Raw genomic sequence first — 24,938 nt, forward strand, 5'->3', positions numbered from 1 at the left:
GACCTGCATGCCCAGCCCACTGCGCCCGGATCAACGGCAGTTTCCCCTGCACGTTCATATCAGCGTGATGTTCACCGTCCTGCTGTTGCTGACCGGGGTGGTGCTGGGCATTTTCAATTATCGACAAACCACTCAGATCATCCTGTCCAGCAGCGAGAAGCTCTTCAATCGCATCGAGCAAGATGTGCGCCTCGATTTAAAAGCTACTTACGAACCGATTCGTCACCTGCTGAGCTTGCTGGTTCTCAACCCAGCGATCCAGACGCCGGATCTGGAGCAACGCCTGGCGATGCTCAAACCCTTCAGCCAGTCGCTCACGGACAACCCTGATCTGGCGTCGCTGTACCTGGGCTACGGCAATGGTGATTTTTTCATGGTTCGTCCTCTGCGAACCGCCTCCCTGAAAACGCTACTCAAGGCCCCGCAGACAGCGGCTTATCAAGTGTGGAGCATCGAGCGAAACAGTAGCGGCCAGACGCATTCCCAATTCTTGTTTTTCGATCAGGACCTGGCCTTCATCAGTCGTCAGGACAACCCGGGCGACTCCTACGATCCGCGCAGTCGCACCTGGTTCACCAGCGCCAACCGCGATCATGATCATGATCAGATCACTACCGAACCCTATATTTTTTTCTCCACCCACAACATCGGCACCACCCTGGCACGGCGCAGTGGCGAGCAGGTCGTGATGGGCGCAGACCTGACCCTGGCCGAACTCAGTGCCACCCTGGCCAAACATGTGGTGACTCCCGCCACCGAAATCGTGCTGTTCGATGCCCAGGGCAATGCCATCGCCTACCCCGACGCCAGCCGATTGATCATCGACGATCAGACCGCCCGCCTGATCAAGGCCGCCGACCTGAACCCCAGTCTGGGTGCGCTACTCAACAGCCCTCCTGAAGGCAATCGCCTGAATGCCGGCGGTCGCCAATGGATCGTGGCCCTCAGCAGCATGCAGGAAGGCGGCCCTCAGGGATTGCAACTGGCGATGTTGGTGCCGGAAGATGAATTGCTCGTCGATGCCTACCGCATGCGCCGGCAAGGTGCGCTGATTACCCTGGCGACGTTGCTGTTGTGCGTGCCGCTGGGCTGGTTGACCTCGCGAATTTTGGTCAAGCCCCTGCGTGCACTGGTGCGGGAAGTGGATGCGATTCGCAGTTTCGAATTCAACGTGCCGCTCTCCCGTCGCTCCCTGGTGCTCGAAGTCGACCAACTGAGCGTGTCGATGGCCCGTACGAAAGACACTCTGGCGAGCTTCTTCCAGATCACCGACAGCCTGAGCGCCGAAACCCGATTTGCCCCATTGCTGGAACGGGTGTTGTTTGAAACCGTGAAAATCGGCCAGGCCCAGGCCGGCCTGATCTACCTGCGCGAAGGTGACGGCGATCGCATGGAGCCCCACGGCCTGGTCATCAACGAGAATGCGCAGGCCCTGACGTCGTTCGATATCCAGGCCCACGAGTTTCAGAACCCACAGAGCCCTGCCTGGCTGCAGCAGTTGAAGACCGCCGACAATGTCGTCAGCAATTTGGGCTTTGAGCAGGCCGGGGACCTGCAGAAAGTGCTCCTCGCACTGAAATGTCCTCGGGTTCATCTGATCGGCATCCGTTTGCACAACCGGCATAACGAAACCGTGGGTCTATTGGTATTTCTGCTGGCCGACAGCGGTAACCAGAGCGATATGGAAAAGCTCGGTCCGGACCGTATTGCGTTTCTGCAGGCCGTGTCCGGTGCGGCTGCGGTAAGTATCGAAAGTCAACGTCTGCAAGCCCGGCAGAAACAACTGCTGGACGCATTCATCAAGCTACTGGCCAGTGCGATTGACGCCAAGAGCCCTTACACCGGCGGGCATTGCCAGCGCGTGCCGGCCTTGACCCTGATGCTTGCCCGGGCCGCGGCGGCAAGCAAAGACCCGGCCTTCAGCGGCTACCAACCCACCGAAGATGAATGGGAGTCACTGTACATCGCCGCCTGGCTCCACGACTGCGGCAAGATCACCACCCCGGAATACGTCGTTGATAAAGCCACGAAACTGGAAACCCTGAACGACCGCATCCACGAAATCCGCACCCGTTTCGAAGTGCTCAAGCGCGATGCGTGGATCAGATTCTGGCAAGCGCTCGCCCAGGGTGGCGACGAGCAGCACCTGGCGCAGCTGCGTAATGCCACTCTGGGCGAACTGGACGATGAATTTGCCTTCATTGCCCGCTGCAATCTCGGCGGCGAGGCCATGGCTGAGAGCGACCTGCAGCGCCTGCGCAGCATCGGTCAGCGCACCTGGACGCGAACCCTGGATGACCGGTTGGGTGTTTCCTGGGAAGAGAACCGGCGTCAGGCCCGCACCCCGGCACCGATACTACCGGTCACCGAGTCGTTGCTGACGGACAAACCCGAGCATCTGTTCGAACGCGCCGAAACCGAACTGATTGCGCCGGACAATCCCTGGGGGTTCAAACTCGATGTTCCGCGCTACAAGTACAACCGCGGCGAACTCTATAACCTGAGCATTAGCCGCGGAACCCTGACGAGTGAAGAGCGCTACATCATCAATCACCATATGGTGCAGACGATCCTGATGCTCAACCACCTGCCCTTCCCCGGCCACTTGCGCAGCGTCCCGGAAATCGCCGGCGGCCACCACGAAAAAATGGACGGCACCGGTTATCCCAAACGCTTAACGCGTGAGGACATGAGCCTACCGGCGCGGATGATGGCGATTGCCGATATTTTCGAAGCGCTGACCGCTGCCGACCGACCCTACAAAAAAGCCAAGTCATTGAGCGAGGCACTGGGCATCATGGCCACCATGTGCCGGGATGCCCACATCGACCCGCAGTTGTTCGGGCTGTTCATCAAGGCGCACATCTATCTGCAGTACGCCGAGCGTTTCCTCGATCCACGGCAGATCGATGCGGTAGACACATCAGTCCTGCTGATCAAGGCCGGGCTGTCGGCGTGATCATAAATCAGCAATCAGCAATCGGTCAGGCGCAGGAAAATCGCCGCCAGTTGCTCGATACCTGCCTGATCCTGCGCGGTAAAGCGCGCCAGTTTCGGACTGTCGAGGTCCAGTACACCGATCAGGCGACCGTTCTTCACCAGCGGCACCACCAGCTCACTGTTCGACGCACTGTCACACGCGATATGCCCGGGAACGCGTGCACGTCTTCGACCAACTGCGTCTGCAAGGTCGCTGCCGCCGTTCCGCACACGCCCCGACCAAATGGAATCCGCACACAGGCGATCTGCCCCTGGAACGGACCCAATACCAGTTCTTCGTTGCGATTGAGGTAGAAACCGGCCCAGTTCAAATCATCGAGTTGATTGAACAGAAACGCCGAAAACTGCGCGGCGTTGGCGATGAAATCCCGCTCGTCCGCCAGCAGTGATTCCAGCTGCGCGAGTAGCATGCCGTAGCCTTCGAGGCCCTGGCCGCTCTTGTGTAAATCGATCATGCCTTGCGCTCCAACAGTTTCAGCCCGACCCAATAGCGGGCAAATTGATACGCACAACGTCCGTTACGATTGCCGCGCCCCGTGGCCCAGCGCACCGCGAGGATGTCCAGCTCTTCGGTGCGTTGCCACTTCAGGCCGGCCTTGTCGGCCAGTTGACCGATCCAGTGTTCGACGACGTTGAGGAAGTGTTCCTGGGTAAACGGGTAGAATGACAGCCACAGGCCGAAGCGATCAGACAGGGCGATCTTGTCTTCCACCGCCTCGCTAGGGTGCAATTCGCCATCGACCCTTTTCCAGTTTTCGTTATCGCTTTCCTTTTCCGGCACCAAGTGGCGACGATTGGAAGTGGCGTACAGCAACACGTTGTCCGGTGCCTGTTCGAGGGAGCCATCGAGTACACTTTTGAGTACGCGATAGTCGCCCTCGCCCGACTCGAACGACAGGTCATCGCAAAACAGCACGAAACGTTGGGGCAATGTTGCGATCTGTTCGACCACCCGCGGCAAGTCCGCCAGGTGATCGCGCTCGATCTCGATCAGGCGCAAACCAGCCTTGGCGTGCTCGGCCAACAGGGCGCGGATCAACGACGATTTACCGGTGCCGCGCGAACCCCAGAGCAAAGCGTGGTTGGCCGGCATGCCGTCAAGAAACTGCTGGGTATTGCGCCCCAGTTGCTCCACTTGCCGGTCGACGCCGATCAGGTCGGACAGACGCATGTCGAGGCTGACTTCCAGCGGCAGCAGAAATCCGCTGCGCCCCTCGCGCTGCCAGCGTGCAGCCAGGCAGTTTGTCCAGTCGATGGCTTGCCGAGGGGTGGGCAGCAGCGGCTCGATACGGGCCAGAACGGCATCGGCGCGTTCAAGAAAAGCATTCAATCGGGAATCCACGTCTTCTCCTCGGGCACGTTCACAGTAATGATGACAATACAGCGACAAAACACAGCGTTCGATGACCGGGCGAAGCCCCGGTACACGGGCTCGCGAGAACATCGGCATCCATGCATGATCGGCTATGCTTGAGCAGCGAAGGGAAACGGAAGTGGTTCGACACCCCATGGATATCAAGTTCACCCACCGGCTGTCTTACAAACAGGCACGGCTTACCGTGCTGGTCGGTTTCATTCTGGGCATGCTGCTCAGCCTACTGCAAATAGGCATCGATTATGCCAGTGAAGACGCCTCCATCAACCGTGAAATCCTTTCTTTGCTGGAAATCAGCCACAACCCCGCCTCACGCATCGCCTACAACATCGACGCCGAGCTCGCTCAGGAACTGACCCTGGGCCTTCTGCGCTCACCGGCGATCATCAGCGCGAAACTGACCGACAACAACGGTAACGTGCTGGCCAACGTCAAGCGCCCCGGCCTGCAAAGCGGCTATCGCGTGCTCAGCGACCTGCTGTTCGGTGCCGACCGGCAATTCGAAGACCGCCTCTATCTAAACCACTTTCCGAACGAATCCCTCGGCACACTGCGGCTGGAAGTCGACACATACTCATTCGGTTATCGATTCCTGCGTCGCGCCGAAGTGACTTTGCTCAACGGCTTCGCCCGCAGTTTGATCCTGACCGGCATCCTGCTGGCGCTGTTCTATGCGATGCTGACCAAACCATTAGTACGGGTTATCCGCGAACTCAGCGGCCGCGATTCGAACAGCGTTGAACCCACCTCTCTGGAATGTCCGGCAGGACACACCAACGATGAGATCGGCGTACTGGTAAAAGTCGCCAACCAGCAATTCGAAAACGTCGCCACCGAAATCCAGCAGCGACGCAACGCGGAAAACCGCCTGACCGATTACCTCAGCCAGCTGGAAAACATCGTCTCGGCGCGCACCGCCGAACTCAAGGCAATCAACGCCCGGCTCAGCCAATCCAATCAGGAGCTGGAAGTTGCCCGCAGTACCGCACTGGACATGGCCGAAGCGCGCTCGGTGTTCCTGGCCAACATGAGCCATGAAATCCGCACGCCCCTGAATGGCCTGCTGGGGATGATCGCGCTGTCACTTGACGGACCGCTGAATGCCGAGCAACAGCAACAACTGTCCATTGCCCATGACTCGGGCAAGGTGCTGGTGGAATTGCTCAACGATATTCTCGATTTGTCGAAATTCGATGCCGGTCAGCTCGAACTCGAGCACATCCCGTTCGATCTGGGCTCGCTGGTCGAAGACACCGCCAACCTGCTGTCGCAGAATGCTGCACCCAGCGTAGAGCTCACCTGCCTGATCGATCCGCAGTTCCCGGCACTGGTGCTGGGCGATCCGACCCGGGTCCGGCAGATTGTCAGCAACCTGCTGTCCAATGCCCTCAAGTTCACCCGTTTCGGGCGAGTCGATGTGCGCCTGTCGGCATTCGGTGACGGCGTCAGAATCGATGTCTGTGACACAGGCATCGGTATCCCCCAGGACGCCCAGGTCAAGATCTTCCAGCCCTTTACCCAGGCCGGTGCCGGGATTACCCGGCAATTCGGCGGCACCGGGTTGGGCCTGGCGCTGACCTACAATCTCTGCGAAGCCATGCAAGGACGCCTGACCATCAGTTCGGAGGCCGGTTTCGGCAGCCAGTTCTGCGCGCAACTGCCACTGCCCCGCCACACTCGGGCCCTCGCCCCGTCGTCTTTACAGGGCAAGGTCGTCGCCATCACCTCCGCCAGCAGCGGCCTGGCGGAACTGCTCGGCAGCGTATTGCCCGGTTGGGGGCTGGACTATCAGCAACGCGCCATCGACGACCCATTGATCGGCCTGAATCCCGATGTGCTGATTACCGATTGCCCTGAATGCCTGTTCAATCTGCGCCCCACCATCACTGCGCCAATTTTGTTGGTGACCGCTTACGGCAGTTTCATGCCCAGCGAACAAGCCAACGCCCTCGCCCCCTTGCAGCAGCAGGCTCGCCCCTTGGCGCGCAATGCGCTGCACCAGACCTTACGGCGCGTCCTGCAACCGGAAATCGCCACCATCAACGACTCCCGGATCGACACCCAATCCCCGCAACGCCGCGCGCGGGTACTGCTGGTCGAGGACAACCCGGTCAATCAACTGGTGGCCAAGGGCATGCTCGGCAAACTCGGATGCGAGGTTATCATCGCCGCTCATGGTGTCGAGGCACTGGATCAGCTGGAAAGCAGCGAATTCGATCTGGTGTTGATGGACTGCAACATGCCGGTGATGGACGGCTATGAAGCCAGCCGGCAAATCCGCCGCAGCGGACGCTGGCCGCAATTGCCTATTGTCGCCCTGACCGCCAACGCCATGTCCGAGGAACGCGAACGCTGTCGTGCGGCGGGTATGAGCGACTACCTGGCCAAACCTTTGCGTCGGGAAGAACTGGCTGCGCTGCTGGATGTATGGATACCCGCTACGACAGTGCCTTGATTTGCCCCAACAGGTGATCCAGGCCGTCGCGCAACTGATTCAGGCGATCCAGATCCACGCCGCTGTCGCACAACAGTCGGGCCTTCAACGGCCCGACCTGATCGCGCAACGCCAGACCGGTTGGTGACAGACTCAAGTGCACCTCTCGTTCATCCCGAGCCGAGCGTTGACGCTGAACCAGTTGCAATTGCTCAAGACGCTTGAGCAACGGCGTCAGCGTGCCGGAATCCAGCGCCAGGCGCTCGCCCAGAGCCTTGACGGTCGGCTGCTCCGGCGCTGACTCCTGCCATTCCCACAACACCAGCATCGCCAGGTATTGCGGGTATGTCAGGCCCAGTTGATCAAGCATCGGCTTATAGGCACGGATCACCGCCCGGGAAGCGGCGTACAGCTTGAAGCAAAGCTGACTGTCGAGGTTCAGCGAATCGACGGACAGGGTGTTCATTTGAGCAGGGCTTCGATCTCGCGGCTCAGGTCCTGCGGCTTGGTCGCCGGGGCAAAACGCTTGACCAGTTGGCCGTCCTTGCCAATCAGGAACTTGGTGAAGTTCCACTTGATGCCCTGGGAACCGAGCACACCCGGTGCGCGCTTTTTCAACTGCACGAACAGCGGATGGGCGCTGGCGCCGTTGACCTCGATCTTTTTGAACAGCGGGAAACTGACGCCGTAGTTCAACTCGCAGAACTCGCTGATCGCCCCTTCATTACCCGGTTCCTGCTTGCCGAATTGATTGCAGGGAAAGCCCAGCACCACCAGGCCTTGATCCTTGTAGGTTTGCCATAGTTCTTCGAGGCCTTTGTACTGAGGGGTGAAACCGCATTTGCTGGCGGTATTGACCACCAGCACGGCTTTGCCAGCGAAATCCGCCAGGGTCTTTTGCTCGCCCTTGATGGTGGTGCACGGAATGCTCAGCAGGTTGTCGCTCATGGTGAAGGCTCCAAACTCAGGAAGATCAGACAAACATAGCGAACAATTGAATTGTGTGCAATTTAATGAATCGATATTCCGATCCACGCCGCAAACTGTTGCGTCAGCCGCAAATGTTCCATTCATCCCCCGCCCCTTGTAGGAGCTGGCTTGCCAGCGAAGGCGGCCTTGAGCCTTGCATCGCCAATGGAGACGCCTTCGCCGGCAAGCCGGCTCCTACAGGAATTGAGGTGGCCCTGATAAAAAATGCTGGTTAGCCGCGCGGCACCAGGTCCAGGCACACCGAGTTGATGCAGTAACGCAGGCCGGTAGGTGGCGGGCCGTCCGGGAACACGTGCCCCAGGTGCGCATCGCACTTGGCGCAGACCACTTCGGTGCGGATCATGCCGTGGCTGATGTCGCGGATCTCGACCATGGCGCTGTCGCCGATCGGCGCGTAGAAGCTCGGCCAGCCGCAGCCGGAATCGAACTTGGTGCTGGAATCGAACAGCGGCTCGTTACAGCAGATGCAGTGGTAGACACCGTCGACCTTGCTGTCGTTGTATTTGCCGGAGAACGGGCGCTCGGTGCCCTTGAGCCGGCACACGTTGTACTGTTCGGGGTCGAGCATGGCTTTCCATTCTTCCAGGGTTTTTTCCAACTTTTCCATCATCACACCTCGGCGGCTGAAAAAGCCCGATCTGTATCTTTTCCACTGATCGGGCGGCACGTATGATTGCGCCTCGTCAAACGCCAGTCTGGCAGCCAGACCACGCGCATTCAAACGGATTTATGGGTGCTGCCTCTCAAGGCGCCAGGCCTGTGTGATTACGCAGGATTCCCAGTACGGTTGTTCACACGCCGCCTGGATCGTTCATTTTCGGGAACACATCGCCATGCAGGTCAGCAAATCGAACAAGCTCGCCAACGTCTGCTACGACATTCGCGGCCCAGTGCTCAAGCACGCCAAGCGCCTGGAAGAGGAAGGTCACCGCATCCTCAAGCTGAACATCGGCAACCCGGCGCCATTTGGTTTCGAAGCGCCGGACGAAATTCTCCAGGACGTGATCCGCAACCTGCCGACAGCCCAAGGCTACAGCGACTCCAAGGGCCTGTTCAGCGCGCGCAAGGCCGTCATGCAGTACTACCAGCAAAAGCAGGTGGAAGGCGTCGGCATTGAAGACATCTACCTGGGCAACGGCGTTTCCGAGCTGATCGTGATGTCGATGCAGGCCCTGCTCAACAACGGTGACGAAGTGCTGGTGCCGGCGCCGGACTACCCGCTGTGGACCGCAGCCGTGAGCCTGTCAGGTGGTAATCCGGTGCACTACCTGTGCGACGAGCAGGCTAACTGGTGGCCGGATCTGGCTGACATCAAGGCCAAGATCACCCCGAACACCAAGGCGCTGGTAATCATCAACCCGAACAACCCGACCGGTGCGGTGTACTCCAAAGAAGTCCTGTTGGGCATGCTGGAACTGGCCCGCCAGCACAATCTGGTGGTGTTTTCCGATGAGATCTACGACAAGATCCTCTACGACGATGCCGTGCATATCTGCACCGCATCCCTGGCGCCGGACCTGCTTTGCCTGACCTTCAACGGTCTGTCCAAGTCCTATCGCGTCGCCGGTTTCCGTTCCGGCTGGATCGCGATTTCCGGCCCGAAACACCACGCCCAAAGCTACATCGAAGGCATCGACATGCTGGCCAACATGCGCCTGTGTGCCAACGTGCCGAGCCAGCATGCAATCCAGACCGCGCTGGGTGGGTATCAGAGCATCAACGATCTGGTGCTGCCGGCAGGACGCCTGCTGGAACAGCGCAACCGTACCTGGGAACTGCTCAACGACATTCCGGGCGTGAGCTGCGTCAAGCCGATGGGCGCACTGTATGCGTTCCCGCGCATCGACCCGAAAGTCTGCCCTATCCACAACGACGAGAAATTCGTCCTCGACCTGCTGCTCTCCGAAAAGCTGCTGGTGGTGCAAGGCACGGCCTTCAACTGGCCATGGCCGGACCACTTCCGCGTTGTAACCCTGCCACGCGTCGATGACCTGGACATGGCCATCGGACGCATCGGCAACTTCCTCAAATCCTATCGCCAATAGGTGACCTGTCACCGTGCGACGCCAACACTCGTCGCACGGTGATTCATTCAGCAACACATGCTTGCGCCCTACCGATCCCTGCCCCCAGGTCCCTGAGCGATAACACGTTGCCTGCTCACGTCTAACAACGACAGGGGCCCGGGGCGTTCTTTAGTCCTACAAACACTTCCCTGTTCGCCATCGGAAATGCCCTGCAAGCAGCTAAGCTTTTGCCGTAGGACACAGTTTGAAATAGTCACCCGGTTGAATACCCCGGTGCAGCACCTTATATACCCCGCAGTACGCTACATTTTTAGCAAAAGGAGATTTCTACAACCATGATGCGCATCCTGCTGTTTTTGGCCACTAACCTGGCGGTCGTGCTGATTGCCAGCATCACCCTGAGCCTTTTCGGCTTCAACGGGTTCATGGCGGCCAACGGGGTTGATCTCAACCTTAATCAGCTGCTGATTTTCTGTGCGGTCTTTGGTTTCGCCGGTTCCCTGTTCTCGCTGTTCATCTCCAAGTGGATGGCGAAGATGAGCACCAGCACCCAGATCATCACCCAGCCACGTACTCGTCACGAGCAATGGCTGCTGCAAACCGTCGAGCAATTGTCCCGGGAAGCCGGGATCAAGATGCCCGAAGTCGGGATTTTCCCGGCCTATGAGGCGAACGCTTTCGCCACCGGCTGGAACAAGAACGACGCACTGGTCGCGGTCAGCCAGGGCTTGCTCGAGCGTTTCTCACCGGACGAAGTGAAAGCCGTCCTGGCCCACGAAATCGGCCACGTGGCTAACGGCGACATGGTGACCCTGGCGTTGATCCAGGGTGTGGTGAACACTTTCGTGATGTTCTTCGCACGGATCATCGGCAACTTTGTCGACAAGGTGATCTTCAAGAACGAAGAAGGCCAGGGCATCGCCTACTACGTGGCAACCATTTTCGCCGAACTGGTCCTGGGTATCCTGGCCAGCGCCATCGTCATGTGGTTCTCGCGTAAACGGGAATTCCGTGCCGACGAAGCCGGCGCTCGCCTGGCCGGTACCGCCGCGATGATCGGCGCCCTCCAACGCCTGCGTGCGGAACAAGGCCTGCCGGTACATATGCCCGACACCCTGAATGCCTTCGGCATCAACGGTGGCATCAAACAAGGGTTCGCCCGCATGTTCATGAGCCACCCGCCGCTGGAAGAACGTATCGACGCGCTGGCGCGCCGCCGCGGCTGAGAGGTTGCGAGGTAAACAAGAAGGCCCGCAGTGATGCGGGCCTTTTTTTGTCTACTGAATCCTGGGGATCAGTCTGTCCCCATCGCGAGCAGACTCACTCCTACAATGGATTTTCATACAACACAGATCCAATGTGGGAGTGAGCCTGCTCGCGATAGGGCCGAAACATTCCACACAAATTAGCGGCTGGATACCCGATACACGCGCTCCTCAAGCCGAGTGACACCCGCCTCCAGAAATTTCCCGCTCTCGCTCAGAACGTCCTGATCCTCCAGGACTTTCAAACCCCACGAAACCCCTAATAACCGCTGCACTTCATCATCGAGCACGGCAAATGGCGGTCCGGACATTTGTGTCTGATCGTAGTCCAGGGTGATCAACAGCCCAAGAGAGCCCTTGGGCAGAATCCGGTTCAGATGCGCCGCGTATTGCTCGCGCATCGGCGGCGGCAACGCAATCAGTGCGGCGCGATCATAAAGCGCGGAGCAGTCGGCGACGTCGCCCGCCGTCAACGCGAAAAAATCCCCGCACCAAAGTTCGATAGAGCCTGCCCGATAGACATTGAAAGCTCCTTGCTCACTGACGGCCGGGTCCAATTGATGCTCACTGAAGAAGTCCTCCACGGCCTTCTCCGACAATTCGACACCGAGAACCTCATGCCCGCAGTGCGCCAGCCATAACAGATCCAGGCTCTTGCCGCACAGCGGCACCAGCACCCGCGTACTTTCCTCCAGACCCAGCTGTGGCCAGAACCGTTGCAGATAAGGGTTCACCTGCGGCAGGTGAAAGCCGATCTGATTCGACGCCCACTTCTTGTGCCAAAACTCCGGCTGCATAAATAACCCCGAAATTCGATCAAAACACCCTAAAACTTATATTAGATTTAGATCAATGATCTGACTGAAGATGGTGCCATCTTAACTCTCAGGAGCTCATACATGTTCCCCAGCCTGTACATATCCCACGGCTCCCCGATGCTTGCCCTGGAACCCGGCGCCAGCGGGCCGGCCCTCGCTCGCCTTGCGGCAGAAATGCCGAAACCCAAAGCCATCGTGATTGTTTCCGCGCACTGGGAAAGCCATGAACTCTTGGTAAGCGCAAACCCCGGCCCGAAACCTGGCATGACTTCGGTGGCTTTCCAAGGGCGCTGTTCGAAGTGCAATACCCGGCACCCGGCGACCCCCAACTGGCGGCAGTGGTTGTCGAGCTGTTGAACGCAGCAAATCTACCCGCCCGCATCGACACCCAGCGGCCATTAGACCATGGCGTTTGGGTGCCCTTGTCATTGATGTATCCGCAGGCTGATATTCCGATTGTCCAGGTTTCCCTACCAACCCGCGGTGGCCCCGCCCTACAATCGCGCGTCGGCCATGCCCTGGCGAGCCTGCGTGGACAAGACGTGTTATTGATCGGCTCCGGCAGCATTACCCACAACCTGCGGGAACTGGATTGGCATGCCGGCCCTGAGAGCGTCGAGCCTTGGGCGCAGGCGTTCCGCGACTGGATGATCGAAAAACTTGTGGCCAACGACGAAGCGGCTTTGCACGATTATCGTCAGCAAGCACCGAACGCCGTGCGCAACCATCCCAGCGATGAGCATTTGCTGCCGCTGTACTTTGCCCGCAGCGCCGGGGGAGATTTCAGCGTTGCCCACCAGGGTTTCACCATGGGCGCGCTGGGCATGGATATTTACCGCTTCGGATAATTTCCATAATGATCGTTCCCACAGCGTGGAACGATCAGGCATAAAAATCCCCGAACCAGTCGGGGATTTTTTATGTTCGATCAATCAGCCCGAGAGCGGATCAATCTTCGCGGTAGCGACGCAGCTTCAACTGCTTACCGGCAACGCGAGTGTCCTTCAGCTTGGTCAGCAGACGCTCCAGACCATCTTCCGGCAGCTCGACGAGGCTGAAGCTGTCACGCACCTGGATGCGACCGATGGCTTCACGCGCCAGACCACCTTCGTTGAGGATGGCGCCCAGCAGGTTCTTGGCAGCGATACCATCACGCGCACCCAGCGCGGTACGGCAACGAGCACGACCTTCGGCCAGCGGAATCGGAGCACGACGCTCGCGATCACCACGCTCAGGACGATCACCGGAACGCTCTGGACGATCGCCACGCGGTGCGTTGTTCGGCACCAGTGGACGCTCTTTCTCGATAGCGGCCAGGTTCAGCGCTTGACCGTTCGTAGCCTTGCGCAGCAGGGCTGCGGCCAGGGCACGCGGGCTGCAACCGATGTCAGCGGTCAGGCGATCGAGCAGATCACCGTGAGTCGACTCGGCATCAGCCACTAGCGGCGACAGGCTGTTGGTCAGCTTCTTGATGCGTGCATCCAGAACGGCTTGAGCGTCCGGCAGGCGAACTTCAGCAACCTTCTGACCGGTTACACGCTCGATCACTTGCAGCATGCGGCGCTCACGCGGAGTCACCAGCAGCAGCGCACGACCTTCGCGACCGGCACGGCCGGTACGGCCGATACGGTGAACGTAGGACTCTGGATCGTACGGCATGTCAACGTTGAACACGTGAGTGATGCGCGGAACGTCCAGACCACGAGCGGCAACGTCGGTCGCTACAACGATGTCCAGACGGCCATCCTTGAGGGAGTCGATCACGCGCTCACGCTGGTTCTGGGCAATGTCACCGTTCAGCGCAGCGGCTTTGTAGCCTTTGGCTTCCAGGGCGCTGGCCAGGTCCAGGGTCGCTTGCTTGGTACGCACGAACATGATCAGCGCGTCGAAATCTTCCACTTCCAGCAGGCTCAATACAGCCGAGGTCTTCTGGTCAGCGTGAACCAACAGGTGAGCCTGTTCGATCGCGGTAACGGTCTGAGTCTTGGTCTGGATCTTCACGTGTTGCGGATCGCGCAGATGGCGTTCGGCAATGGCACGGATCGACTGCGGCAGGGTAGCCGAGAACAATACGGTCTGACGGGTTGCAGGCAGGGCCTTGAAGATGACTTCCAGGTCGTCCATGAAGCCCAGTTTGAGCATTTCGTCTGCTTCATCGAGAACCAGGTGGTTCACGGTCGCCAGAACTTTTTCGTCGCGACGCAGGTGGTCGCACAGACGGCCCGGAGTGGCGACAACGATCTGTGCGCCATTACGGATAGCTTTCAATTGTGGGCCCATCGGCGCGCCGCCGTAGACAGCCACAACAGTCACGCCTGGCATTTGCTTGGCGTAGGTTTCGAAAGCGGTTGCAACTTGTAGCGCCAACTCACGAGTTGGGGCCAGGATCAGGGCTTGCGGCTCGCGCTTGGCAGGATCGATGCGATGCAGGATCGGCAGGGCGAACGCGGCGGTTTTACCCGTACCGGTTTGCGCTTGGCCAATCATGTCTTGGCCGGCCATGATGATCGGGATCGATTGCTGCTGAATAGCCGAAGGTTCTTCGTAGCCGGTCGCAATGACAGCTGCAAGAATATTCGGATTAAGATTAAAAGCGGCGAAGCCGCCGGTTTCCTGGGTCATGGGTCTGCCTCTAAGTGCATCCGCAAAGACCCATGCTCCAAAGCTGCGCGTGCCGTGTTGAGACTCAAGAGTCGCCCTGGCAGCTTTGTCGGCGGGGATTTGCGAAAACGAATGAATGAAAAGAATCGTCAAGGAAGAGTCCGCAGTACGGACGTGCAGCCGAAGCTGACTTCGGGGAATTGCTCTACCTAAACGCGGCCCGGCTAAAGGCCGGCGCGCACTATACCGGAATTTGCTGAAAAAGGGAGCCTTTTTTTAACGCAAAACTCCCGCATACGGCGTTCTGTCACAGGCTTTGCGGATAATCCTGCAAGCGTCTATTTTTCAAAGGCCCAGCCTGCGGGCGATGGCGCTAAACGGTTCACCCTGAACACACAGACCGTCGGTCCGACGCCCCTTCCTGCCCGAGGAAATGCACCATGAAAGAGCTCAACGCCAGCCGTGTGAGTCGTGAAAAGCGCGGTCATGTCCTGTTGATCGGCCTTGATCGGGTAGCCAAACGCAACGCCTTCGATCTCGACCTGCTCAACGAATTGAGCCTGGCCTACGGCGAGTTCGAAGCCGACAGCGAGGCGCGAGTGGCGGTGGTCTTCAGCCATGGGGAGCATTTCACTGCCGGGCTGGATCTGGCGAGCGCCAGCGCGGCGCTGACCGAGGGCTGGCAAGCACCGCCCGGCGGTTGCGATCCATGGGGGGTGTTCGCCGGTCCCAGGGTCAGCAAACCGGTGATTGTCGCCGCACAGGGTTACTGCCTGACCATAGGTATCGAGTTGATGCTGGCCGCCGATATCAACTTGTGCGCCAGCAATACCCGCTTTGCACAAATGGAAGTGCAGCGCGGCATCTTTCCCTTCGGCGGTGCCACCTTGCGCCTGCATCAAGTGGCCGGATGGGGCAACGCCATGCGCTGGATGCTGACTGGCGACGAATTCGATGCCCATGATGCCTTGCACCTGGGCCTGGTACAGGAAGTCATGGCCAGCGAGGATTTGCTGCCGCGGGCGATCGAGCTGGCCGAGCGAATCGCCCGACAGGCGCCGTTGGGGGTTCAGGCAACGCTGATGTCTGCCCGGCAGGCGCGCTATGAGGGTGAAACCGCCGCAGCGCAAGGGTTGCCAGCGCTGGTGAAGAAGCTGCTGACCAGTGAGGATGCGCAGGAGGGTGTGCGGTCGCTGGTGGAGCGGCGGCCCGGGGTTTTCAAAGGGTTTGAAATTTGTGTCGAGGCGTAAATTGCCTTCGCGGGCAAGCCTCGCTCCTACAGGGACTGCGCGAGACCTGTGGGAGCGGGCTTGCCCGCGATGAGGCCCTAACAGACACCGACCTATGTTGCCGGGCGAATGCACTTGATCAACGACTGCAACGAATACCCCAGTTGCGGCGCCAGCGCTTCGGCACGAGCGGTCAGCCCTGCATATCCAGCTCCTGATCCAGTTCCGAAGGCACGATCAGGATCACGTTGCCCTCCTTCACCGGCAACTCCCAGTAATGCCGATGGTAGAGCCCGCGCAGCAACGCGGCGCCCAGTGGCTTGCCATCGTCGGTAGCCCATTGGTTGATCACCAGCCAACCACCTGGATTCAGGCGTTTCTGACAGTTTTCCAGGAAGGTCCAGGCCAGATGCCCCACACCCGGGCCGACGTCGGTATAGAGGTCGACAAAAATCAGGTCCGCCGGCTCGGCGGTGTCCAGCAACTCCAGCGCATCGCCTACACGTATGTAAAGGCGCGGGTCATCATCCAGCCCAAGGTATTCGATGGCCAGGCGCGGCACATCGGGGCGCAGCTCGATGGCTTCGACATCTTCCAGCGGCAGGAACTTGAGGCAGGCCTGGGTCAGCGTACCGGCGCCGAGACCGAGGAACAGCGCGGATTCCGGCTGTTCGTGGCACAGCGCACCAATTAGCATCGCCCGGGTGTAATCGTATTCGAGCCAACTCGGGTCGGCGGTGAACACGCAGCTTTGCTCGATGGCATCACCGAACTCGAGAAAACGGTAATCGGCCACTTCCAGCACGCGAATCACGCCAAATTCGTCCTGCACCTCGGCGAGCAAATGCTCGACGCGCTCCTCAGTCATTTCGTCCCCCGATCGTCACCGTGCCTGCAATGTAAGAAACAGCAGCGCAATAACACCGCTGCGGGCAGCGGCAAAGGCGCGATTGTCCGCGAAGCGACGGGAACAGGTCACGCACTAATTGCTGATAACATGGTTGCCCGAGCGTAAAACAGCAGAGACCGTGATGAGCCAACCCTGGAGCCCTGACAGCTGGCGCGCCTTGCCGATCCAGCAACAACCCCAATACCCCGACGCGGCGCATTTGCAGCAGGTCGAGCAAACCCTGGCCAGCTATCCGCCACTGGTGTTTGCCGGTGAAGCCCGGGAATTGCGCCGTCAGTTTGCCGAAGTGACCCAGGGTCGCGCGTTCCTGTTGCAGGGCGGGGATTGCGCCGAAAGCTTCGCCGAGTTCTCCGCCGCGAAAATCCGCGACACCTTCAAGGTGCTGCTGCAGATGGCGATTGTCATGACCTTCGCGGCAGGTTGCCCGGTGGTCAAGGTCGGGCGCATGGCCGGTCAGTTCGCCAAGCCGCGTTCGGCCAACGACGAGACCATCGACGGCGTGACCCTGCCGGCCTATCGCGGCGACATCGTCAACGGTATCGGTTTCGACGAAAAAAGCCGCGTGCCGGACCCGGAGCGCCTGCTGCAGTCCTATCACCAATCCACCGCCACCCTGAACCTGTTGCGCGCCTTCGCCCAGGGCGGGTTTGCCGACCTGCATCAGGTGCACAAGTGGAACCTGGACTTCATCGCCAACTCGGCCCTGGCGGAAAAGTACAGCCACCTGGCCGACCGCATCGATGAAACCCTGGCCTTCATGCGCGCCTGCGGCATGGACACCTCGCCGCAGCTGCGCGAGACCAGTTTCTTCACTGCACACGAAGCGTTGCTGCTGAACTACGAAGAAGCGTTCGTGCGGCGCGACAGTCTGACCAACGATTACTACGATTGCTCGGCCCACATGCTGTGGATCGGCGACCGCACCCGTCAGCTCGACGGTGCCCACGTCGAATTCCTGCGCGGGGTGAACAACCCGATCGGGGTCAAGGTCGGTCCGAGCATGAACCCTGAAGACCTGATCCGCCTGATCGACGTGCTCAACCCGGACAACGATCCGGGCCGTCTGAACCTGATTGCGCGGATGGGTGCGAACAAGGTCGGCGATCACTTGCCGCAGCTGATTCGCGCTGTGCAGCGTGAAGGCAGGCAAGTGCTGTGGAGCTCGGACCCGATGCACGGCAACACCATCAAGGCCAGCAGCGGCTACAAGACCCGCGACTTCGCGCAGATCCTCGGGGAAGTGAAGCAGTTCTTCCAGGTACACGAAGCCGAAGGCACTTATGCCGGCGGTATCCACATCGAGATGACCGGGCAGAACGTTACCGAGTGCATTGGCGGAGCGCGGCCTATTACCGAAGATGGTTTATCGGATCGTTATCACACCCATTGCGACCCACGGATGAATGCCGATCAGTCGCTGGAATTGGCGTTTTTGATTGCTGAGACTCTAAAGCAGGTTCGTCGTTAAATCGCATTAAACCCTTCGCGGGCAAGCCTCGCTCCTACAGGATCCCCGCTGTGCTAATGATTTGTGATCGGCGCGGTAATTGTGGGAGCGGGCTCGCCCGCGAAGGGGCCAGCTCAAACACCATCAATTGTGGCCAATGCCACCCGCAACCGCCCCGCACTCGCCCGCGGGCAATTCAATTGAACCCGCTTAAGCCCCAACCAATCCGCCATCTGCCGCAGATTGACCGCCAACGCCAGCATCCCTTCGTCATCCAGCCCCTGCTCTTCCTCATGCACCGCATGCACCGCCAACCGGCCCGCGCCCCTTTCAGAGCGCAGATCAACCCGCGCTGCAATCTGTTCATTGTGCAAAAACGGCAAGACGTAATAGCCATAAACCCGCTTGTCCTGCGGTGTGTAAATCTCCAGCCGGTAGCGAAAATCGAACAGGCGCTCGGTGCGGCTGCGTTCCCAGATCAGCGAATCGAAAGGTGAAAGCAACGCGCTGGCCTCGACCTTGCGCGGCACCTTGCGCTCGGGCAGGCAATACGCAGGTTGCCGCCAGCCCTGGACCTCGCAGGAAAGCAACTCGCCCGATTCGACCAATTCCTCAATACGCGGGCGACTGTCAGCTGTGTTCAAACGGAAATAGTCGCGCAGGTCCCTCTCTGTACCCACGCCCAGCGCGGTCGCCGCATGCAGCAACAAACCTCGCTGGGCCTCGGCCTCGCTGAGTTGGGGTTGCGCAAGGATTGCCGAGGGAATCACCCGCTCAGGAAGGTCATAAAGCCGCTCGAATCCGCGCCGGCCCGCGACAGTCACTTCACCGGCGGCGAACAACCATTCCAGCGCATGTTTTTCCGCGCTCCAGTCCCACCACGGCCCTGCCCGCTCCTGGCGAGTCGAAAGGCTGCCTGCGCCTAGCGCGCCCAGCTCCCGAACGCAGGCGAGCACCCGGCGAATCGTGTCCTGCTGCTCACGACCAAAACGCGCCATTTGTTGATAAATGTCTTCGCCCCGCGTCGCACGCTGCATACGCCAGCGCATCAACGGGTACATCGACAAGGGCAACAGAGAAGCTTCATGGCCCCAATATTCGAACAAGGTGCGACGCCGGCCCTGACCCCAGGCAGCCTGGTCGAGCAAGTCGCAAGAGTAATTACCAAGGCGGGAAAACAACGGAAGGTAGTGCGAACGCACCACTGCATTGACGGAGTCGATCTGCAAAATGCCCAGCCGTTCGATCAGTCGGTTGAGCTGAACCGGTTTGATCGTCGCTGGCGGCTGGCGCCCGTTGAATCCTTGGGCAGCCAGCGCCAGACGCCGAGCCTGTTTGATGGAGAAGGACAGTGTTGCGGGCATGAGCATCTCCTTGTCTGCTCGCAACCTACCTCACCGAAAGTCGGTTTGTGTAGTTGGGCGTTACTCATTTATGCATCGGATCACTCCAGAACGGCTTGACCGACTCGAACTCCACATCCGCTCGACTCATGCCGATGTCCTTCAGTGCTTCATCACTCAGACTTGCCAGCAACTCGCGTTCCCGGTGAAGTTCGTACCAGCGACTGAATTTGTGCAGCAGATCGGACACCAGGTGAATCGAGTGTTTTTCGACGGCTTGATGTTCATGTTGACCTTTCATCTTGTTGCCCTCCGTTTGGATGGCTTCAGTCTCACCCCAGGCCTAAGATCAATCCAACGAATGTTTCTGATGTCACATATCTCGGAGATTGATGAATGTCTGCCTACCCGAGTATCGATACCGAAGTGCTGCGCACCTTCGTCGCTATCGCCGACCAGGGCGGATTTACCCGCGCCGGCGAACAGGTAAACCGCACCCAGTCAGCCGTGAGCATGCAGATGAAGCGGCTGGAAGAAGATGTGTTGCAGCGGCAATTGTTCCAGCGCGACGGCCGGCAAGTGCGGCTAACGGCCGAAGGCCAGGTATTGCTCGGCTATGCCCGACGCATCCTCAAGTTGCACAGCGAAGTATTCAACACCCTGCGCGAACCGCACATGGTTGGCATGGTGCGTATCGGAACGCCGGATGATTACGTGATGCGTTTTCTACCGGGGATTCTGCGGCGGTTTGCCCAGTCCTACCCGCTGATCCAGATCGAGGTGCACTGCGAATCATCAAAACAACTACTGATGCGTCAGGACCTGGACCTGTCCATCGTCACCCGCGAGCCGGGCAGTGAAATCGGCCAGTTGTTGCGCAAAGAGCGCTTCGTCTGGGCCGAGGCACAATGCTACAGCGCCCACGAGCAGTCGCCGTTGCCACTGGCGATGTTCAATAGTGATTGCTTCTGCCGATTATGGGCCTGCAATGCCCTGGATGCCATGGGCCGCGATTACCGCGTGGCCTACAACAGCGACAGTTTGTCGGCGATCATGGCGGTGGTCAGTGCCGGTCTGGCGGTGACCGCGCAACTGGAAAGCCTGGTCACCCCGGACATGCGCATCCTCGGCGAAGCCGAAGACCTGCCAGTGTTGCCCGAGGCCAGCATCATGCTGGTGCGCAATCTGCACAATCCGTCTCCGATCACTGAGTGCCTGGCCGAACACATCATCGAAGGCTTCAAACTTTGAAGGCGAGCATCACCGCGCAGAACACCAGGAAGCCGCAGAACAGTGCACGCAGCACGCGTTCCGGCATGGCGTGGGCGATCTTCACGCCCCAACTGATGCTCATCAGACCGCCGATTGCCAGAGGCACGCCGATCATCCAGTTCACCTGATGGTGCACCGCGTATGTAACCAGGGTCACACCGGTACTCGGCAGGGCCAGCGCCAGCGACAAGCCCTGGGCAACCACTTGGCTGGCGCCGAATACGCTAGTCAATACAGGCGTCGCCACCACTGCCCCGCCCACACCAAACAGACCGCCCATGGTGCCGGATGCGGCACCGAGCACGCCCAGCCACGGCCATGAATAGTTCATCTGCGTAGAAGCCGGTGCACTGGCGAAGAACATGCGCACCAGGTTGTAAGCCGATAGCGCGATCAGGAATGCGACGAAACCTATACGCATGGTTTGAGCGTCAATGCCCACCGCCCAGATCGAACCAACCCATGCAAAGCAGAAACCCATCGAGGCCAACGGCAGCGCGTGGCGCAATTCGATGCGGTTACGCTGGTGATAGCGCCACAGCGCAAGCATCACGTTGGGTACCACCATCACCAGTGCCGTACCTTGGGCGATCTGCTGATCGAGACCACACAACACGCCCAGCAGAGGAATGGCGATTAAACCACCACCGATACCGAAAATCCCACCGAGGGTGCCCAAGGCGGCGCCGAAGACCAGGTACATCAGGAACTCAATCACTGCATTTTCCCCTTCATATTCAGGCAATTGATCCTACGCAGTTGGCGCTGGCGGGGAAACGCACAGCAACGCACAATGGCTATGCCAATCTCGCATAGGCAAGAGTGCATCATGAATCCCAACCAACTGACCGACCAATTGAGCCTGTTTCTGGACGTGCTGGAAACCGGCAGCTTTTCCGCCGCCTCGCGCCGCCATCCACTTACACCTTCGGCGGTGGCACGGCGGATCGACAGCCTGGAAAGCGCGGTCGGCAGCCAATTGTTCATTCGCAGCACCCACGCGGTACGCGCCACCCCGCAGGCCTGGCATTTGCCGAGCGCGCGCGGCGGATCGTCGCTGAGTTACGCTTGGCCAGGGCCGAAGCAGTGTCCCTCAGCAGCGCGCCAGAAGGTTTGATTCGGGTGGATGCGCCGGCAGCGTTCGGTCGACGGCATCTGGCACCGGTGATCGCTGATTTTCTGATGCTCTACCCCGGCCTCGACGTGCAACTGCACCTGATCGACAGTTTTGTCGACACGCAGGGCTTGAACCTCGGCAAGGTCGATCTGGTCCTGCGCGCCGGGCTATTGGCCGACACCCGGTTGGTGGCCACACCGCTGGCGAGCATTGTGCGTATCGCCTGCGCCAGCCCTGACTATTTGCAGCGCCGCGGAGTGCCGAGTGAGCCGGCGCAGTTGATTGAACACGACGGCCTCGACTGGGACGGCCTGGCCCCATCTTTCGCCTGGCGCTTCGAACGGGACGGCCAGATGCATTTGCACCGCCCGTCGCGCGTACGCATGAGCGCCAACAATGCCGAAGCACTGGTCTGCGGCGCACTGGCCGGGTTGGGCATTGCGCACTTGCCGACCTGGCTGGCCAGTGAATATTTGTTGCGTGGCGAACTGCTGCCCCTGTTCTGCGAAAACGGCCTAACCAAACCGGAACGCACCGGGATCTATGCCTTGCGTCTGGAGCAGCAGCCCAATTCCCGCAGTCGCCTGCTGCTGGAATACCTGAAGACCCGTTTCAGCCCGATCCCTCCTTGGGATCTGGTGCTGCAAACCCATCTAGGTCGCCACTAGTCTAGAATTGTCTGGTGCATTAAAAATTTGCCCGCTAGATTCATGACGATCACTGATCAAGGCTTCGAAATGACCACCGAGCGCAACATCCCGGACAACTGCGACGACCTGCTGCTGGACAACCAGGCCTGCTTCGCCTTGCATTCCACTTCGCTGATGATGACCAAGGTCTACAAACCCTTGCTGCAGGCCTTGGGCCTGACTTATCCACAGTACCTGGCGATGATGGTGCTGTGGGAACAGGACGGCTTGACCGTGGGCGAAATCAGCGCCCGCCTGTTGACCGATCCCGGCTCGCTCACGCCGCTGCTCAAACGCCTGGAAGCCGAAGGTTTGTTAAGCCGCACCCGCAGCCGTGAAGATGAGCGCGTGGTGATCGTCGAACTCACCGAACAAGGCCGCGCCTTGCGCGACAAGGCGCGGGACATTCCCCAGTGCATCCTCGGCGCAAGTGGCATGACGCTGGAGCGGCTGCAAAAGCTGCAAGGGGAACTGCAGGAGCTGCGTCGGCATTTGCAAGACAGCCTGTGATTTTTAATTCACCACAAATCAAGTGTGGGAGCGGGCTTGCTCGCGAATGCGGTGTGTCATTCAGCAGTTGTGTTGGCTGACACACCGCATTCGCGAGCAAGCCCGCTCCCACATTTGCCATCCTTCAAAAATATTTCCCTCTGAAAAGCAGTCCTTTACAGCTCTATCTCGATGCTTTCAGAGAAGCTCATTCGTCCCCCCAAACATTCGTTCGGGATTTTTCTCAAAATTTATATTGCGCACTAAACATTTGCGCGATACATTCATTTCGCACTTATTTAGCGCGCAAACATTTAGCGCAAAAATCAAACCCGAACGAGGCCTTCACCATGCAAACTCTCTACACCGCAATCGCAACTTCCACTGGTGGCCGTGACGGTCGTGCGATTTCCAGTGACAACATTCTCGACGTCAAACTCGCCACTCCGAAAGAGCTCGGCGGTGCTGGCGGTGCGGCGACCAACCCTGAGCAACTGTTCGCAGCCGGCTATTCAGCCTGCTTCATCGGCGCATTGAAATTCGTCGCCAGCCAGACCAAACGCAAAATTCCGGATGACGCCTCGATCACCGCCCATGTCGGCATCGGCCAGATCCCTGGCGGCTTTGGTCTGGATATCGACCTGCACATCAGCCTGCCGGGGCTTGAACAAGCCGATGCACAAACTCTGGTCGACGCTGCACACCTGGTCTGCCCGTACTCCAACGCAACCCGTGGAAACGTCGAAGTGCGTCTGCACGTGACCGTCTAACCGCTGCTGCCCACTCAGGCCCGAACAGGAAATGAATATGAACACTTTCGGCAAAGTTTTGACCGGTACTCTTCTCGCCCTGTCTGTCCATAGCGCATTCGCCGGCGACGTTGAACACACCACCCAGGCGTTTCTCGATGTGTTGAATGCCGGCACCGGCAAACCCATGGAACAGATGACGCCCAAAGATGCCCGCGCCGTGCTGGTGGGCGCGCAGGCCGGGGTGAAGCTGACGCTGCCAAAAGCCGATGTCAGCGAGAAGACCATCCAGGTCGATGGCCAACCGCTTAGCCTGACTATCGTCCGGCCGGCGGGGGTCAAAGGCGAGCTGCCAGTGTTCATGTTCTTCCACGGCGGCGGCTGGGTACTGGGAGACTTCCCGACCCATGAGCGGCTGGTTCGTGACCTGGTCGTGGGTTCGGGCGCAGCGGCGGTTTTCGTCAACTACACGCCGTCGCCGGAAGCGCACTACCCGGTGGCGATCAACCAGGCTTATGCCGCGACCAAGTGGGTGGCCGAGCACGGTAAAGAGATCAACGTCGATGGCAAGCGCCTGGCCGTGGCCGGCAACAGTGTTGGCGGCAACATGGCGGCTGTGGTCGCGCTGATGGCAAAAGACAAAGGCACTCCATCGATCAAGTTCCAGGTGCTGCTGTGGCCGGTGACCGATGCCAACTTCGAGACAGCCTCCTACAACCAGTTCGCCGAAGGGCACTTCCTCAGCAGGAACATGATGAAGTGGTTCTGGGACAACTACACCACCGATCCCAAACAGCGGAACGAGATTTACGCCTCGCCGTTGCGGGCAACCCCTGCGCAACTCAAGGGCCTGCCACCGGCACTGGTGCAGACGGCCGGTGCCGACGTTCTGCGCGATGAAGGTGAAGCCTACGCCCGCAAACTCGACGAAGCCGGTGTGCCCGTGACCTCGGTTCGCTACAACGGCATGATCCACGACTACGGCTTGCTCAATGTGGTGAGCCAGGTGCCGGCGGTGCGTTCGGCGATGCTGCAGGCGTCCGAAGAGCTCAAGCAACATCTGAAGTAACACCGATCACCCTGTAGGAGCGAGCCTGCTCGCGATGGACGCCCAGACAACGCGGGCATTCAGATAGCCGCGCGTTATCGTTAACGACCATCGCGAGCAGGCTCGCTCCCACAG

Annotated in this window: 19 protein-coding genes and 4 pseudogenes; 12 read left to right on the forward strand and 11 right to left on the reverse strand. The window is 59.5% G+C overall.

What is annotated here, in order from left to right:
- Nucleotides 1-7 precede the first annotated feature (7 nt).
- Nucleotides 8-2,959 (forward strand): HD domain-containing phosphohydrolase, encoded by a 2,952-nt coding sequence (locus tag CES87_RS25400; protein WP_128608279.1) that lies wholly within the window; start codon nucleotides 8-10, stop codon nucleotides 2,957-2,959.
- Between the two features lie 14 nt (nucleotides 2,960-2,973).
- Here the strand turns inward: CES87_RS25400 and CES87_RS25405 are convergent.
- Nucleotides 2,974-3,455 (reverse strand): annotated as a pseudogene (locus CES87_RS25405) (GAF domain-containing protein).
- The gene (locus CES87_RS25410; RefSeq protein WP_128608280.1) at nucleotides 3,452-4,342 is read right to left on the reverse strand and encodes an ATP-binding protein; all 891 of its coding nucleotides are present in this window, start codon (nucleotides 4,340-4,342) and stop codon (nucleotides 3,452-3,454) included. The pseudogene CES87_RS25405 and the gene CES87_RS25410 overlap by 4 nt, the downstream one beginning before the upstream one ends.
- A 166-nt stretch (nucleotides 4,343-4,508) precedes the next feature.
- On the opposite strand from CES87_RS25410, the gene CES87_RS25415 reads away from it, so the two are divergent.
- The gene (locus CES87_RS25415; RefSeq protein ID WP_178081482.1) at nucleotides 4,509-6,830 is read left to right on the forward strand and encodes an ATP-binding protein; all 2,322 of its coding nucleotides are present in this window, start codon (nucleotides 4,509-4,511) and stop codon (nucleotides 6,828-6,830) included.
- Here CES87_RS25415 and CES87_RS25420 read toward each other — a convergent pair.
- The 3 genes from CES87_RS25420 to msrB all read right to left on the reverse strand — a co-directional run bounded on the left by CES87_RS25420 (nucleotide 6,814) and on the right by msrB (nucleotide 8,406).
- Nucleotides 6,814-7,275, reverse strand: coding sequence for a MarR family winged helix-turn-helix transcriptional regulator (locus CES87_RS25420; RefSeq protein WP_128608282.1), 462 nt, complete (start codon nucleotides 7,273-7,275; stop codon nucleotides 6,814-6,816). The genes CES87_RS25415 and CES87_RS25420 overlap by 17 nt on opposite strands.
- Complete coding sequence (locus CES87_RS25425; protein WP_128608283.1) at nucleotides 7,272-7,757, reverse strand: glutathione peroxidase; 486 nt, start codon at nucleotides 7,755-7,757, stop codon at nucleotides 7,272-7,274. The genes CES87_RS25420 and CES87_RS25425 overlap by 4 nt, the downstream gene beginning before the upstream one ends.
- A gap of 253 nt (nucleotides 7,758-8,010) precedes the next feature.
- The gene (gene msrB, locus CES87_RS25435; protein ID WP_128608284.1) at nucleotides 8,011-8,406 is read right to left on the reverse strand and encodes a peptide-methionine (R)-S-oxide reductase MsrB; all 396 of its coding nucleotides are present in this window, start codon (nucleotides 8,404-8,406) and stop codon (nucleotides 8,011-8,013) included.
- A gap of 226 nt (nucleotides 8,407-8,632) precedes the next feature.
- Between msrB and CES87_RS25440 the strand changes: the two genes are divergently transcribed.
- Both CES87_RS25440 and htpX read left to right on the forward strand, forming a co-directional pair.
- Nucleotides 8,633-9,844 (forward strand): pyridoxal phosphate-dependent aminotransferase, encoded by a 1,212-nt coding sequence (locus tag CES87_RS25440; RefSeq protein ID WP_128608285.1) that lies wholly within the window; start codon nucleotides 8,633-8,635, stop codon nucleotides 9,842-9,844.
- A gap of 317 nt (nucleotides 9,845-10,161) precedes the next feature.
- Nucleotides 10,162-11,052: a protease HtpX gene (gene htpX / locus CES87_RS25445; protein WP_128608286.1), complete on the forward strand. Its 891-nt coding sequence runs from the start codon at nucleotides 10,162-10,164 to the stop codon at nucleotides 11,050-11,052.
- Between the two features lie 179 nt (nucleotides 11,053-11,231).
- Here htpX and CES87_RS25450 read toward each other — a convergent pair whose 3' ends face one another.
- Nucleotides 11,232-11,888: a thiopurine S-methyltransferase gene (locus tag CES87_RS25450; RefSeq protein ID WP_128608287.1), complete on the reverse strand. Its 657-nt coding sequence runs from the start codon at nucleotides 11,886-11,888 to the stop codon at nucleotides 11,232-11,234.
- 102 nt (nucleotides 11,889-11,990) lie between these two features.
- On the opposite strand from CES87_RS25450, the pseudogene CES87_RS25455 reads away from it, so the two are divergent.
- A pseudogene (locus CES87_RS25455) lies at nucleotides 11,991-12,757 on the forward strand (class III extradiol ring-cleavage dioxygenase).
- Between the two features lie 100 nt (nucleotides 12,758-12,857).
- On the opposite strand, the gene CES87_RS25460 reads toward CES87_RS25455, so the two are convergent.
- Entirely contained in the window at nucleotides 12,858-14,531 is a 1,674-nt protein-coding gene (locus CES87_RS25460) for a DEAD/DEAH box helicase (protein WP_128608288.1), read from the reverse strand.
- Between the two features lie 419 nt (nucleotides 14,532-14,950).
- Between CES87_RS25460 and CES87_RS25465 the strand changes: the two genes are divergently transcribed.
- Nucleotides 14,951-15,760, forward strand: coding sequence for a crotonase/enoyl-CoA hydratase family protein (locus tag CES87_RS25465; RefSeq protein WP_128608289.1), 810 nt, complete (start codon nucleotides 14,951-14,953; stop codon nucleotides 15,758-15,760).
- A gap of 92 nt (nucleotides 15,761-15,852) precedes the next feature.
- On the opposite strand, the pseudogene CES87_RS25470 reads toward CES87_RS25465, so the two are convergent.
- Nucleotides 15,853-16,607 (reverse strand): annotated as a pseudogene (locus tag CES87_RS25470) (spermidine synthase).
- A 163-nt stretch (nucleotides 16,608-16,770) separates the two neighbouring features.
- Between CES87_RS25470 and CES87_RS25475 the strand changes: the two are divergent.
- Nucleotides 16,771-18,117, forward strand: coding sequence for a class II 3-deoxy-7-phosphoheptulonate synthase (locus CES87_RS25475; RefSeq protein WP_128608290.1), 1,347 nt, complete (start codon nucleotides 16,771-16,773; stop codon nucleotides 18,115-18,117).
- A gap of 113 nt (nucleotides 18,118-18,230) precedes the next feature.
- Here CES87_RS25475 and CES87_RS25480 read toward each other — a convergent pair whose 3' ends face one another.
- Both CES87_RS25480 and CES87_RS25485 read right to left on the reverse strand, forming a co-directional pair.
- Entirely contained in the window at nucleotides 18,231-19,460 is a 1,230-nt protein-coding gene (locus CES87_RS25480; RefSeq protein WP_128608291.1) for a winged helix-turn-helix domain-containing protein, read from the reverse strand.
- A gap of 64 nt (nucleotides 19,461-19,524) precedes the next feature.
- Entirely contained in the window at nucleotides 19,525-19,740 is a 216-nt protein-coding gene (locus CES87_RS25485) for a DUF1127 domain-containing protein (RefSeq protein WP_128608292.1), read from the reverse strand.
- Nucleotides 19,741-19,835: 95 nt separating this feature from the next.
- Here CES87_RS25485 and CES87_RS25490 point away from each other — a divergent pair, with 95 nt between their 5' ends.
- Nucleotides 19,836-20,690, forward strand: coding sequence for a LysR substrate-binding domain-containing protein (locus tag CES87_RS25490; protein WP_128608293.1), 855 nt, complete (start codon nucleotides 19,836-19,838; stop codon nucleotides 20,688-20,690).
- On the opposite strand, the gene CES87_RS25495 is transcribed toward CES87_RS25490, so the two are convergent.
- Complete coding sequence (locus CES87_RS25495; protein ID WP_128608294.1) at nucleotides 20,680-21,429, reverse strand: sulfite exporter TauE/SafE family protein; 750 nt, start codon at nucleotides 21,427-21,429, stop codon at nucleotides 20,680-20,682. The two genes, CES87_RS25490 and CES87_RS25495, sit on opposite strands and share 11 nt — an antisense overlap.
- Before the next feature lie 111 nt (nucleotides 21,430-21,540).
- Here CES87_RS25495 and CES87_RS25500 point away from each other — a divergent pair.
- The 4 genes and pseudogenes from CES87_RS25500 (at nucleotide 21,541) to CES87_RS25515 (ending at nucleotide 24,824) form a co-directional block, all read left to right on the forward strand.
- Nucleotides 21,541-22,496 (forward strand): annotated as a pseudogene (locus tag CES87_RS25500) (LysR family transcriptional regulator).
- 69 nt (nucleotides 22,497-22,565) lie between these two features.
- Nucleotides 22,566-23,027 (forward strand): MarR family winged helix-turn-helix transcriptional regulator, encoded by a 462-nt coding sequence (locus CES87_RS25505; RefSeq protein WP_128608356.1) that lies wholly within the window; start codon nucleotides 22,566-22,568, stop codon nucleotides 23,025-23,027.
- A 329-nt stretch (nucleotides 23,028-23,356) separates the two neighbouring features.
- Nucleotides 23,357-23,776, forward strand: a complete 420-nt coding sequence (locus CES87_RS25510; protein WP_128608295.1) for an organic hydroperoxide resistance protein — start codon at nucleotides 23,357-23,359, stop codon at nucleotides 23,774-23,776.
- 37 nt (nucleotides 23,777-23,813) lie between these two features.
- Nucleotides 23,814-24,824 (forward strand): alpha/beta hydrolase, encoded by a 1,011-nt coding sequence (locus CES87_RS25515; RefSeq protein WP_128608296.1) that lies wholly within the window; start codon nucleotides 23,814-23,816, stop codon nucleotides 24,822-24,824.
- Nucleotides 24,825-24,938 lie beyond the last annotated feature (114 nt).

The organism is Pseudomonas sp. ERMR1:02 (assembly GCF_002277815.1).
In the GTDB taxonomy this organism is placed as follows: domain Bacteria; phylum Pseudomonadota; class Gammaproteobacteria; order Pseudomonadales; family Pseudomonadaceae; genus Aquipseudomonas.